This window comes from Rhizobium sp. 05N430 (assembly GCF_056396985.1).
The window spans coordinates 163,598-176,987 of record NZ_JBFTMO010000009.1; the positions used below are offsets into that span (position 1 = coordinate 163,598).

The window sequence follows — 13,390 nt, forward strand, 5'->3', positions numbered from 1 at the left end:
GATTTGATACAGGGGATTAGCACACAACGAAAAGCCGCCCCGGTTTGTTCCGGAGCGGCTTTTGTAATTTCGGACAACAGCAATATCTAGTTGATCAACCGGGTGGTCGTCTTCATTGCGGTCTGAGCGATATTTTGGAAGTCTTTCACGAGTTTTTCCATCGTGTTTGGCTCATAGTAGCTGCCAGCCGACGATGCGCAGTACTGTAGCAACTTCTTGCCCTTATCGGGCGCCATGAATGCAACAGTGAAAATGGTGATGCCATCAGACTTGGCAGCGTCGCACTTGTCGCGAACTTTCTGATCAAGGGACGAGTTCCAAGTGTTGCTATAGCCTGTCATCTCGCCATCGCTCATTAGAACCAGATATCTGTCTGACGTCATATTCTTTTTGGCGGCATGCGCCTTGGTTTCGGCATCGCTTCCATCAGTCGGCTTTCTGACGGCGTTGTCGGCAATCACCATCGCGCCGTTGGCATCCGTGCCGCCTGCGGGCACGGAGGGCATGCCTGCTACATATTTACGTGCAGCTGCCGTGCCCCAGGACATGATCGGTGACGTTTGGCCCATGACAATGTGGGTGTATGAGACGGCGCCCGTTCGGACCAGATCTCCGTCCTTGTCCGCCCCGTCGAGTGCGTCAAAAAGCGCCCCTGCGGCAGATTTGAGAGCCGCTATCTTGGATACATAGGTCGTCGTGTACTCCTTGCATTCGCCCTTTTTGTTGGTGCGCGTGCAGGTCTTGCTTTCCACGGTGTCGGTGTCCTGCGCCATGGAGCCAGACTCGTCGAGCGCCAAAACCATGGAGAGCGCATTGCGAGCATTCTGGTCCGGACCGGAGCCGCTTTGTGCGGCGCTGGCGGCCCCGATGTTGGTGGATTTTACGCCGAAGAAGTTGGCGAGGCCACTCAGGGGTTGATTGTATGTTGTGGTGATGTTGACGTTATAGGTCGTCGATTTGCCGGAGGTTGCCTGATCGACTGTAACCTTGACGCTGTCCTTGATGCCGGTCGCCGCGACGTTGTTGTTCAACAAGTAGTTCGACATCTGCCCGGCCACGAAATCCTTGGCAAATGCGCTCGCGCCAGTGATCGCAAGCGTTCCATCAGCAAGGGCTGCGGCGGTCGCCAGGGCAGCGGAATCGGCAGCTTCCTGAAGCTGACGCTGAGAATTGACGGTGTTGGATACATCGACCGCGACGCCTGCGGCACCAAGAGCTACCGGGACAAGTATGGCGGTCATCATGCCGAAATTGCCGGACCGGTCGCGTAGCATGCGTTTTACGCGCGCATGCACTAATGAAATGGGAGACATCATGTCACCTAGAAGCAAGAGGAAAATTATGCTGACCTCATGCTTATCGCCGAATTATTACCACAGTCCCTAAGATGATCGTTAGAATTCTAACGATCTCAAGATTTCGATACATTCGCTACTTCATGAAACGTCTGTTCTTCGCGAAATTGCGGCAGATTGGACTTTGCGGCGTTAATATTTATGGCAGCCTTTATTGCGTCAGCCGTACATAGTCTCCGTCGGCGGCCTTGCACTCGGATGAAACGGTATAAAAGAAATCCTGACGTTCCCAGCCGCCGCCGTCCTCCCATGCATGGCTCTGCGGTTTTGAGCAGCCGAAATAGGACTCAAGCGGTTGAGTAATTCCCTGTGGGAGCTGTTTACCATCGACGAAAAGGTAGTTGGTCGTTTGCGGATTGTCGGTGCGCATGGTGGCATCGTACTTGTTGTAGGTCTGGGCGCTGTCGCTTTCGCATTTGACGTCATTGCCATTGACGACCGCGCGCTTCTTTAGTGGGCAGCCGTCTTTCTTGATATCCATCTGAAGTACCAGCTTGGTGTATTTTCCAAGGTCGATTTGAGAGGACGGCTTAACAACCATTGTGCCACTGCCACTATTTGCATGGGTCGTCGTGGTATATTCGACCGTAGCGAGAACGGTTTCTGCGGTACTGCCCTCGCGGACGACGCGCACCGATACCTGCTTATACCAATAGCCTTGGGCCTTTGTCGGTGTGAACGTCACCTTTTCGGGTTTCAATGGACTGATCGCTGCCGAGGTTACGCCAACGGCGGTCGAATTAAAGCCGCCGAATTTCATGAAGGAAGTTGCTGCCGTCCCGGTCATCGCGACCTGCAGCGTTCGTCCGTTGGCTGTGATGTTAAAGGCAACGTCCTTCGGCAGTTTGTCGGCATAGGACGTAATGAAAGATTTCGCCGCAGCCTGGGCATCGGAGAGGTTGGTACCATCGAAAATCTTGCCGCCGGCCAGTGCCGCTCCATCGGCGATCTGTTGCAGATTTGTTCGTTCCATAGCGGCCATGGAATAATCGACAGCCACACCGGCCGCGAGTATAAGCGGGACGGCGAGAAGACCGGTCATCATCGCGAAGTTCCCACCCCGGTCGTGGAGCAATTCGTCGATCTTCGAATGCTTGAAATATGATGACGGCTTCATGGTTGCTACCTTGCCAAAAGGTTGTGGTAGCAAATCTCTGCATCAATTAAGTTGTTAATTGCCTTACGAACTCGGTAAAAATAGAGCAAAGCGTTCTATTTTGTGCGCATCTCATTGCTTCAACGGCACCACATCGACCGCCTGAACCGCCCGCTGCCCGCCATAGCTCTTCAGCACGCCGATCACGGGGGCCACGTCACTGTAATCCCGGCCGTAGGCGACGACGATGTGGTCGGTGCTGGCGGGGATGTTGTTGGTGGGGTCGAGTTCGACCCAGCCGAGCGTTTCGCCGCACCAGACGCGCACCCATGCATGCATGGCGTCTGCGCCTTCTAACCTCTCCTTGCCTGCTGGCGGAATTGTGCGCAGGAAGCCGGAGACGTAGCCTGCGGGGATGCCGAGGCTGCGGAGCGCCAGGATCATCACATGGGAGAAATCCTGGCAGACGCCGCGTTTCAGCTTGAAGGCGTCGAGCGGCGTCGAATCCACCGTGGTGGCTTCGGTGTCGTAGGTGAAATCCTTGTTGATGCGGGCGCAGAGCGCGGTGGCTATCTGCAGCACGGTGCGCTCTGGCGCTGCACTCTCGCGGGCATAGTCGGAGATCGCGCGGGTTGCCGTCAGACGCGAGCTGTCGCCCAGGAAATGATGGGGGGATTCCGGTTCGAGCGACCAGATGCCTGCCACTTCTTCCGGCAGGCCTGACAGCGTCGGCGAGAAATCCGCCGAGATCGAATGGCTTTCCACCTGCACGCGGGCCTGCATGCGGATATCCAGCGTCTCATGCGGCGAGCGCAGCAGGAAGGAGGTCGACGGATGGCGGAAGAAATCGGTGAAATGCGATTGCTCGTCCGGCGACGGCGAGATGGTGATCGAGCCGGCGATCAGGCGCTGCCGGTCGGGCAGCGACAGGGGCATCAGGCGCATGATGTGGCGGGCGCCGGAGGCCGGGCTGTCGTAGCTGTAACCCATGTGAAGCGTGAGGTCGTAAAGCACGGCGTCACCCCAGATAGGTTTGTGCGAGAAGATCGGAGAGCGCTTCGAGCTCGCGCTCGAGCTTCTTGTAGACGTCGCCGCTCATTGTCTCCGGCGTCATCACCGCAAGGCCGGAATGGAGGCGCATCGCTTCTCGGTAGAAGGGCGACATCTGGCCGTTGATGAAGGCATTCGGTAGCTGCTCCACTTCACGGTGGATCTCGTTCACCTGGAAGAGGATCGAGCGTGGGTTGAGCGGATCGAGCGCCAGAAGGTCGGTGACGGTCAGACGGGCGGTGTTGACGTTGTAGCGGCGGCGGTGGGTCATGACGCTGTCGCCGATCTCCAGCAGCATGTCGAGCGCGCCGTCGGGCGCTTCGGGGCCGGACATGTGGCCGAGCAGCCGGGTCAGATGAAGGCCGCGCTCGATGTAGCGGCCGAGCGACAGGAAGCGCCAGCCGGTAAAGCGGTACATGTTTTCGTGCACCAGACCGGCAAAGCCCGCGAGCTTGCGCAGCAGGATGGTCATCGCGTGGCTGGCATCGTCGCCGGCGGCAACGGTCATGCGGAAACGTCGGGCAGTCTTGGCGAGGTCGTTCAGCGCCAGCCAGCCGTCCGGCGAGAAACGGTCGCGGATGTTGCTGGCGGAATAGACGGCGCTGTCGATGTTGCGCAGCAGCGTTTCCGGCACCGGTTCCTCGGTGTCGATGTCCAGCGCCGCCAGATATTCCGAGACGTCGGCCAGCAGCGGCTGGTCCGGGTCGGCAGCTTCGGCGTAGCGGGCGTGCCAGGCGCGCAGGATGCGCAGCGCCCCTTCGGCGCGCTCGATATAGCGCCCCAGCCAGAAGAGATTGTCGGCGGCGCGGCTCGGCAGGCTGCCCGGCATGTTGCGTGTGAAGCTGCCTTCGGCGGGCAGCAGCGTGTGGCGCTCGACCGGCTTGTCGCTGACGATCCAGACGTCGGCGGCGGCACCACCGGACTGCATGGCAATCGCCGCGACATCGTCGCTGGCGCCGATGCGGGCGAAGCCGCCGGGCATGATCTGCCAGCCATTTGCTGTCCGCGCCGCAAAGACGCGCAGCGACATAGGCCGCGGCGTCAGCTTGCCTCCGACCCAGGCCGGCGTGGTGGAGAGCGTGACGACTTCCTGGCCGACGAGCTTCGGGCCATCGGTGCTCAGCCAGTCGGAGATCGAATCCTTCGCCGTTGCGCGCAGGGACGATCCCAGCACGGATTCGCCGTCGTCGTCGAAGAAGGGTGCGCGCGAGAAGGCCGGGCCGATGACCATCTTTTCGAGATGCTTGGCCACATGCTCCTGCTCGCTCTTCTGTCCACACCACCAAGTGGCGATCGACGGCAGCTGCAGGTCTTCGCCAAGGATCCGGCGACAGATGGTGGGCATGAAGGCCAGCAGCGCGCGGGTTTCGAGAATGCCTGTGCCGAGGCCGTTGACGATCGTCACCGTTTCGGCGCGCAGGGCATCGAGCAGACCGGGTGTGCCGATATGCGAATTCTGGTTCAGTTCGAGCGGGTCGGCATAGGCGCTGTCGAGGCGGCGCCAGAGCACGCCGATCGGCTTCAGCCCGGCAACGGTGCGCACCATGATGCGGCCGTTGACGACGGTCAGGTCCTCGCCCTCAAGCAGCATGAAGCCGAGATAGCGGGCGATATAGGCGTGCTCGTAGTAGGTCTCGTTTGCCGGGCCAGGCGTCAGGACCGCGATGCGGTCGTCGCCGGAATGTTTCATCGTCTGCAGCGTGTCGCGGAAGGCGCCGAAGAACGAGGCCAGGCGGTGCACCGGCGTTTCGGCATAGACGTCGGAGAAGGCGCGGGTCGTCGCAACACGGTTTTCCAGCGCAAAGCCGGCGCCTGACGGCGCCTGCGTGCGGTCTGCCAGCACCCACCAGTTTCCATCCGGGCCGCGGCCGATCTCGAAGGCGCAGAAATGCAGGTAGTGGCCCGTCGCCGGCTTCACGCCTGCCAGCGGCCGCTGGAATTCGGGGTTCGAGGCAATCAGGCCGGGCGGCAGGAAGCCTTCCTGCACCAGCGTGTTTTTGCCGTAGATATCCGCGACGATCGCTTCCAGCAGATCGGCGCGCTGGACGAGGCCTGCGGATAGTTGCTGCCACTCGCGCTCGTCGATAAGAACCGGAATATGCGACAGCGGCCAGGAGCGTTCGCCGGTGCCCTTGCTGCCATAGGCCCGGTAGAAGACGCCGGCATCGCGCAGATAGCGGTCGGCACGGGCGAAGCGTTCGGCGAGTTCGGGCTTGGGCACGCGCCCGAAGGCGGAGAGGAAGCGCTGCCAGACGGGGCGGATCGCACCTGTGTTGTCGACCATCTCGTCGGCAACGCCAGGCAAGGGCGCGTAGTCGAGAGCCGCATCGCTGGCGCTGCGGGTATCGATTGCCTTGCGTTCCGTTGCCGGTTTCTTGCCCATTAAAACCTAGCCTAAAGCCCTGCCGGACGCCGGAGATCCAGCGTCAGAGGGAATTCTTGCGAACCCGTTTCGGCACGCGGAATGAAGCCGCCTGCGGTATGTCCCCACGGCTCGAAGCGGGCAAGCCGCCGTGCTTCCGCTTCGTTGCCGTTGACTGGGAAGGTGTCATAGTTGCGGCCGCCCGGATGGGCAACATGGTAGATACAGCCGCCGATCGAACGCTTCGACCATGTATCATAAATGTCGAAGGTCAGCGGCGTGTTGACCGGCAATACCGGATGCAGGCCCGACGACGGCTGCCAGGCCTTGTAGCGGACGCCGGCGACGGAAACACCCGACGTGCCGGTTGGCGTCAGCGGCAGGGTGCGGCCGTTGCAGGTCACGGTGTAGCGCGCGCTGTTGCTGGTTTCGAGACGAACCTGCAGACGCTCGACGGAGCTGTCGACATAGCGGACCGTGCCGCCGATCGCGCCTTCTTCACCCATCACGTGCCAAGGCTCCAGCGCCTGGCGGACTTCGAGCTTCGAGCCTTCGTATTCCACCTCGCCGCAGAAGGGGAAGCGGAACTCGAGCTGCGCCTTGAACCATTCGGGGCTGAGATCGAAGCCGTTTTCTCTCAGATCCGCCAGCACATCCATGAAGTCGGCCCAGACGAAATGCGGCAGCATGAAACGATCGTGCAGCGAGGTGCCCCAGCGTACGAAGCTGCCATCGGCCGGGTTCTTCCAGAAGCGGGCGATCAGGGCGCGGACCAGCAGCTGCTGGGCGAGCGACATGCGGGCGTTCGGCGGCATCTCGAAGCCTCGGAACTCGACGAGGCCGAGCCGCCCCGTGGGACCGTCGGGCGAAAACATCTTGTCGATACAGATTTCGGCACGATGGGTGTTGCCGGTGACGTCGATCAGCAGGTTGCGGAAGAGGCGATCGACCAGCCATGGGAGCGGCGTGACGCCGTGGCCCGGCATCGGCACCTGCGCCATGGCGATTTCGAGCTCGTAGAGGCTGTCGTGGCGGGCCTCGTCGATGCGTGGCGCCTGGCTGGTCGGGCCGATGAACATGCCGGAGAAGAGGTAGGACAGCGACGGATGCCGCTGCCAGTGCAGGACCAGGCTTTTCAGCAGATCGGGACGGCGCAGGAACGGGCTGTCGCCGGGGTTCGCGCCGCCGACCACGACATGGTTGCCGCCGCCGGTGCCGGTGTGGCGGCCGTCGATCATAAACTTGTCGGCGCCAAGTCTTGTGGTGCGCGCTTCCTCGTAGACGGCAGTGGTGATTTCGACGCAATCCTGCCAGTTCGCGGCCGGATGAATGTTGACCTCGATGACGCCGGGGTCGGGGGCGACGCGGATGACGTTGATGCGTTCGTCCTGCGGTGGGGAATAGCCCTCGATATGAACAGGCAGGTTCAGGTCGCGGGCGGCATTTTCCGCCGCGGCGATCAGTTCGAGATAGTCCTCGATGCGCTCGACCGGCGGCATGAAGACGCAGAGCCTGCCGTCGCGCGGTTCGACCGACATGGCGGTGCGCACCGCGCCACCGATCTCGCCTATCGTCTGCTCGACGCGTGCCTGGCTGCTGTCATCCGTCTGGCGCGAGGCTTCCGGCATTGCCCGGCCAGCGGGCACCACGACATCCGCCAGCGGCTGGCGCGGGATCGAAGGGTCGGCGGTGTGGATATAGGGATAACGTGACGGCGGAACGTAGGGTAGGGTACCGAGCGGCAGGCGGTAGCCGACCGGGCTGTCACCCGGAACGAGGAAAATCTTGCCGCGGCGCGTCCGCCATTTTTCGCTGACCCAGCGCTGGCCCGATGCCTTGGAATTCCAGGCCTGAACCGGGAGGATATAGCCGGTCGCGACCGTCAGGCCGCGCTCGAAGACGCGGGCGATGCGGTTGCGTTCTTCGGGGTCCTTGAGCTTGGAATTGGACGGATCGACATTTTCGGGGAGGCTGCCCTCCTTGACGATCCATTCGGCCGGGTCTTCGTAAGCGGGCAGAACCATCTCCGGCTCGATCGCCAGTTCCCGGGCGATCGCCGTCAGAAGCTTTCCGGCGTCGTCGGCGGTGACGCCGGCATCCGTGCCTTCGGTTGCGATGAGATCGGGATTTTGCCAGATCGGCAGACCGTCCTTGCGCCAGTAGAGCGAGAAGGTCCAGCGCGGCAGGCTTTCGCCCGGATACCACTTGCCCTGGCCATAATGCAGGAAGCCGCCAGGGGCGAAGCGCTCGCGGAGCTTACGGATCAGCACATCGGCCTTTTCGCGCTTGGTCGGCCCGACGGCGTCGGTATTCCATTCTTCGGATTCGAAATCGTCGATGGAGACGAAGGTCGGCTCGCCACCCATGGTCAGGCGAACGTCCTGCGCCTGAAGGACGCTGTCGATTGTCTCGCCGAGCGCGTTCAGTTCGTCCCAGCTTTCATCGGAGAAAGGCTTGGTGATGCGCGGGTGCTCGGCGACGCGAGACACCCTCATGTCGAAGCCGAATTCGGTGTTGGCTTCGCCGAAATAGCCGCCGGTGATCGGCGCGGCATTGCGGAAATGCGGCGTCGCGGCCAGGGGGATGTGGCTCTCGCCGGTCAGCAATCCCGACGTCGGGTCCAGGCCCACCCAGCCGGCTCCGGGGAGGTAGACCTCAGCCCAGGCATGAAGGTCGGTGAAATCGACTTCGGTTCCAGATGGCCCATCCAGCGCCTTCAGATCGGGTGCCAGCTGGATCAGATAACCGGAGACGAAGCGGGCGGCGAGGCCGAGATGGCGCAGGATCTGGACGAGCAGCCAGCTCGTGTCGCGGCAGGAGCCAAGCGCGCTTCCAAGTGTTTCCTCGGGCGTCTGCACCCCGGTTTCCATGCGAATGACATAGCCGATCTGCTGCTGCAGACGGGCATTGAGACCGACGACCATATCGACGGTCGGCTGGCCGGGCGTATAGTCGAGCGTCTCCAGAAAGGCCTTCAGCCTTGGCCCGGGCTCTTCCGGCTTCATGTAGATCGAGAGATCTTCGCGCAGCGTTTCCGGATAGTCGAAAGGCCACTTCGTCGCTTCCTCTTCGACGAAGAAGTCGAAGGGATTGTAGACGGTCATGTCGGCGACAAGATCGACTTCGATCTTGAATTCGGTGACCGGATCCGGAAAGACGTAGCGGGCGAGATAGTTGCCGTAGGGGTCCTGCTGCAGGTTCACGAAATGGTTCGACGGCGTGACCTTCAGCGAATGACTGAGGACGCGGGTCTTCGAATGCGAGGCCGGTTTGAGGCGGATGACCTGCGGCCCCAAGCGGACCGGCTTGTCATATTTATAGTGCGTCAAATGATAGATGCTGGCCTTGATCGACATATTTCGCCTTATCCGGCGCCGCGTCGTTGCACGGCTTTGCTGTTCCCAAGGGGATAGTGTGCAATGCAGCGAAAGAATGCAAGGCGCAAAGGTTAACGGCTGAAAGGCTTTACGACAGTTTTGCGAAAGCGACCGAAGCCTTGAGGCCATTTCCATCAGGGCCGTTGGCGAGCGTCAGGCTGGCGTTGAAGAGATTGGCGATTTCCTCGACGATCGGCAGGCCGAGGCCAGCGCCCGGCGCGCCCGATTCGTTGCCACGCGAAAAGCGCTGGCGCACGGCGTCCAGCTTCTCCGCCGGAATGCCGGGGCCGTTGTCCTCGACTTCAAGCGTGACGGTCTCGCTGCCCCGTGAAACGCGGACGGTGACTTCAGCGCCCTTGCCGGAATAGGCGATGGCATTGCCGGCGAGGTTGCGCAAGAGTTCGCCGATCAACAGGGGCTCTGCCCGGATCACTGCAGCGCCGTCACCCTCGAAGCCCAGGTCGATACCGGCTTCGGCGGCGGTCGGGATCAGTTCGCCGGTGATTTCCTGAGCGAGCGCGGTGAGATCGATGGCGGTCGCGGTCAGCGCCTCCTTGGCTGTCGCCGCATCGATCTTCGCCATCAGCAGCAGCTGGGCAAGGATGCGTTCGGCGTGGGCGACCGCCTGATCGCCTTTCAATGCCGACTGGTGGGCCTCGTCAAGCGTTGCGGCGCGCACCGAGAGCGCAAGCTGGGTGCGGATGATGGCCAGCGGCGTGCGCAGCTGGTGACTGGCATTGCCGGTGAAATTGCGCAGGGCTTCGAGCGCAGATTGCAGGCGGACCATGAAGCTGTTGACGGTATCGACCAGCGGCTCGACCTCTGTCGGAACCAGCTGCCGGATCGGATGCAGGTCATCCGGGCTGCGCTCGCCGATCGCATCGCGGAGCTTGTAGAGCGGCCGGAGTGCGACAGTAACCGAAATCCAGACGATGACGGCGGCGCCCGCGATCATGAAGAGAAGCCGCAGCGCCGAGCGGAACAGGATGGCGCGGGCAAGCTGGCGGCGAGCGATGGTGGTTTCGGCAACCGTCACCGAGAAGGGAACGGAGCGGATGCCGGTGGAGGCCGACCGCCTCAATGTGGCAACGCGGATGGGCTCGCCGCGGAACGTATCGTCGGCAAAGCCAGCGACTTCGCCCTGCGTATCGGCGAGTGCTGGCAAGGCTTGGTAGCCGGTGATGAATTCTCCGGGCGGTCCGTCGACACGGTAGAAGACACGGTCCTGGGCGGCCGAGGTCAGCATTTCCAGGGCCACATAGGGGATATCGACCTCAAGCGTGCCGTCTTCGGCGACGACGACGCGTTCGGCGATTGCCAATGCAGAGCCTGCGAGCACGCGGTCGGAAACGATATTCGAGGTCTGGATTGCTTCCCGATAGGTATCGGCCAGCGCCAGCGTGCCGATGATGGCGGTCGAGATCAGCAGCCAGAAGAGCAGCCTGCGGCGCAGCGAATAGGCGGCCCTCATGCAGCCTCGGTCAGTTTGTCGAGATAGTAGCCGATGCCGCGCGCGGTCTTCACCGTCAGGCCGTAAGGCGCCAACCGCTTGCGCAGACGGCTGACATATTGCTCGATGGCATTGGCCGAGATGTCGTCGTCGAAGGCGGTCAGCGACTGGATGATCGCTTCCTTGGCAACCACCTTGCCGGCGCGCATGAAGAGGATCTCGAGCAGGCCGAGTTCGCGGGCCGGAATATCAATCTGCACGCCGGCTGCCGAGAATGTGCGGGAATTGAGATCGAAGGAAACAGGACCGTAGATGACGGTTGCCGAATGCAGCCCTGCCTGACGGCGCAGCAGCACACGGACGCGGGCCTCGAATTCGGCGATGTCGAAGGGCTTGATCAGATAATCGTCGGCGCCGAGATCGAGGCCGCGGACCCGCTCTTCCGGCGTGCCACGGGCCGTCAGGATCAGCACTGCAGCCTTGCTTTGACGGGCGCGCATGTTGCGCAGCACCTCAAGGCCATCCATTTCAGGCAGGTTGAGATCGAGGATGACGAGATCGAAATTCTCGGCGGCGATCACGGCGTTGGCCGAGGCGCCATCATGCACGACATCGACCGCATGGCCCGTCCCGCGCAAGATCGCAGACAGGCCATCGGCAAGCGCGACATTGTCTTCGGTCAGCAGGATGCGCACGGATGTTTCCTTGTTGGAAAACAAGATTACAGGGCGGGTGCGCCGCTGTCATCATCGGCCGTGCTCATTCTCACGCTGTACGTGCAGCCTCCTGCTCCTTGCGGGCGGCATCCAGCAGCCGGTGGAACCGCGGGTCCGAGCGGATGTTGTCGAGGTCGGAATCGTTCTCGAACCACATGATGTGATAGACCGAACTGCGCGGCAGCAGCTTTTCCAGCAGGGCGAGTGCCTCGTCGGTATCGCCAAGGACGGAATAGACGCAGGCGAGATTGTATTGCGCGACGATGTCGTTCGGATCGATGGCGATCGCGCGCGCCGCCCAGTTGCGGGCACGCGCCCTGTCGCCGAGATGGGCGAGCGCGAGGGCGCCGCGATGCGACGGGCCGGAGTTTTCCGGATTGAGGCTCACGGCGCGTTCGGCCCGGAGAATGCCGAGCTTCGCCCAGTTCTCGGTATCGGCCGGACGTCCCATCGACCGGTAGACGCTCATCAGGTGGATCGGCGAGACGTAATCGTCGGTCCGGATATGAGCGGCGCGGGTGAAATAATGCGCGGCATTGGCATAGTCGCCATGCATGAAGAAGAAGCGGGCATAGTGGAAGTTCGCTTCATAGAGGTTCGGATCCAGGCTCAAGGCTCGCTCGAAAGCGTCGATTGCCTCTTCCCGCTGACCGTTCTGGTGCAGCGCAAGGCCGCGCGAGGCATGGGCTTCGGCAAGGTCGGGATTGAGCTCGAGTGCCCGGGCGCTCGCCGTCAGGATCTGCTGCACCGAGACCTTCCCCGGATCCCAATCGCGGATCGCCGCATCGCAATCGGCAATGCCGGCATAGGCGCGGCCATAATCGGGGTCGAGCTCGACGGCCTTTTCGAACATGCGGCGGGCAAGCAGCAGATATGATTTCGTCCAGGTGTGGGAGAGCTGCCGGCCGCGCAGATAATAGGTATAGGCCTCCACATTGGCCGTCGGCTCTTCGGCGATCGCCTTCTTTTCTTCGGGCAGCAGCCGGATCTTCAGCTGGCCGACGATCGAATTGGCGATCTCGTCCTGGATGGCGAAGATATCGGTCAGATTGCGATCATAGCGGTCGGCCCAGAGGTGGTCGCCGTTGCTGGTGTCGATAAGGTGGCTGGAGATGCGCACGCGGTTGCCTGCCATCCGCACGCTTCCCTCCAGCACATAGCGGACGCCGAGCTCCTGAGCGAGCTGCTTGATGCGGACCGACGTCCCCTTGTAGGTGAAGACGGTGTGGCGCGACACGACATGCAGGCTCGACACTTTCGAGAGGTCGGTGATGATGTCTTCGGTGATGCCGTCAGAGAAATAGTCCTGATCGGCATCGCCGCTCATGTTGGTGAAGGGCAGAACGGCGATGAAGCAGGTGTTGCGGCGCTGGGTTGCCGCACGGCTGCTGCCGGCACCTTTGTTGATGTCGATGGTGTAGACCTGCACCGGCTGCTTAATGTTCTTCAGTGCATGCTCGCCCTGCAGGTCGAAGCCGACATTAAGGCGCGTGCCGACCTGGTCGCGGACGGAGCTCGACACGCAGATGCCACCTGGCTGCGCAAGCTTTTCCAGCCTGGCCGCGACGTTGACACCATCGCCGAAGACATCGCCGTCCTGGAGGACGACGTCGCCAAGGTTGATGCCGATGCGGAACTCGATGCGCTGTTCCTTCGGCACGCCCTCATTGCGGGCCGCCATGTTTCGCTGGATCTCGACGGCGCAGGCAACGGCATTCACAACGCTCTGGAACTCGACAAGCATTCCGTCGCCTGTCAGCTTGAAAGTCCGGCCCTTGTAGTCGGAGATCCTGACATCGATCAGTTCACAGCGGTGACGATTGAGCGCCTGAAGAGTTCCGGATTCATCGACCCCCATCAGACGGCTGTAGCCTACGACGTCGGCAGCGAGAATTGCGCTCAGCCGTCGTTCCAATATCCCCTCCATGAAAACGGTCTAATTTAGCTTAACTTCTTTTATAGTTTTTGTCGCGGTAGGCCGGCA

Annotated in this window: 8 protein-coding genes; all 8 read right to left on the bottom strand. The window is 61.8% G+C overall.

What is annotated here, in order from left to right; genetic code table 11:
- Nucleotides 1–86: 86 nt before the first annotated feature.
- Nucleotides 87–1,313, bottom strand: coding sequence for a TadE/TadG family type IV pilus assembly protein (locus tag AC1DJO_RS19450; protein WP_477972528.1), 1,227 nt, complete (start codon nt 1,311–1,313; stop codon nt 87–89).
- Between the two features lie 193 nt (nt 1,314–1,506).
- Nucleotides 1,507–2,472 carry a Tad domain-containing protein gene (locus AC1DJO_RS19455; protein WP_112538041.1) on the bottom strand — a complete coding sequence of 322 codons (966 nt, stop codon included), beginning with the start codon at nt 2,470–2,472 and terminating at the stop codon, nt 1,507–1,509.
- Nucleotides 2,473–2,583: 111 nt separating this feature from the next.
- Entirely contained in the window at nt 2,584–3,465 is an 882-nt protein-coding gene (locus tag AC1DJO_RS19460; protein WP_477972530.1) for a transglutaminase family protein, read from the bottom strand.
- Nucleotides 3,466–3,469: 4 nt separating this feature from the next.
- Nucleotides 3,470–5,884 carry a circularly permuted type 2 ATP-grasp protein gene (locus AC1DJO_RS19465; protein ID WP_477972532.1) on the bottom strand — a complete coding sequence of 805 codons (2,415 nt, stop codon included), beginning with the start codon at nt 5,882–5,884 and terminating at the stop codon, nt 3,470–3,472.
- A gap of 11 nt (nt 5,885–5,895) precedes the next feature.
- Complete coding sequence (locus AC1DJO_RS19470; RefSeq protein ID WP_477972533.1) at nt 5,896–9,219, bottom strand: transglutaminase family protein; 3,324 nt, start codon at nt 9,217–9,219, stop codon at nt 5,896–5,898.
- A 109-nt stretch (nt 9,220–9,328) separates the two neighbouring features.
- On the bottom strand, nt 9,329–10,711 hold the full coding sequence (locus AC1DJO_RS19475; protein ID WP_477972535.1) for a sensor histidine kinase: 1,383 nt from the start codon (nt 10,709–10,711) through the stop codon (nt 9,329–9,331).
- Nucleotides 10,708–11,385 (bottom strand): response regulator transcription factor, encoded by a 678-nt coding sequence (locus AC1DJO_RS19480; RefSeq protein ID WP_310296987.1) that lies wholly within the window; start codon nt 11,383–11,385, stop codon nt 10,708–10,710. The genes AC1DJO_RS19475 and AC1DJO_RS19480 overlap by 4 nt, the downstream gene beginning before the upstream one ends.
- A gap of 70 nt (nt 11,386–11,455) precedes the next feature.
- Entirely contained in the window at nt 11,456–13,321 is a 1,866-nt protein-coding gene (locus AC1DJO_RS19485; protein ID WP_477972537.1) for a TPR end-of-group domain-containing protein, read from the bottom strand.
- Between the last annotated feature and the right edge of the window lie 69 nt (nt 13,322–13,390).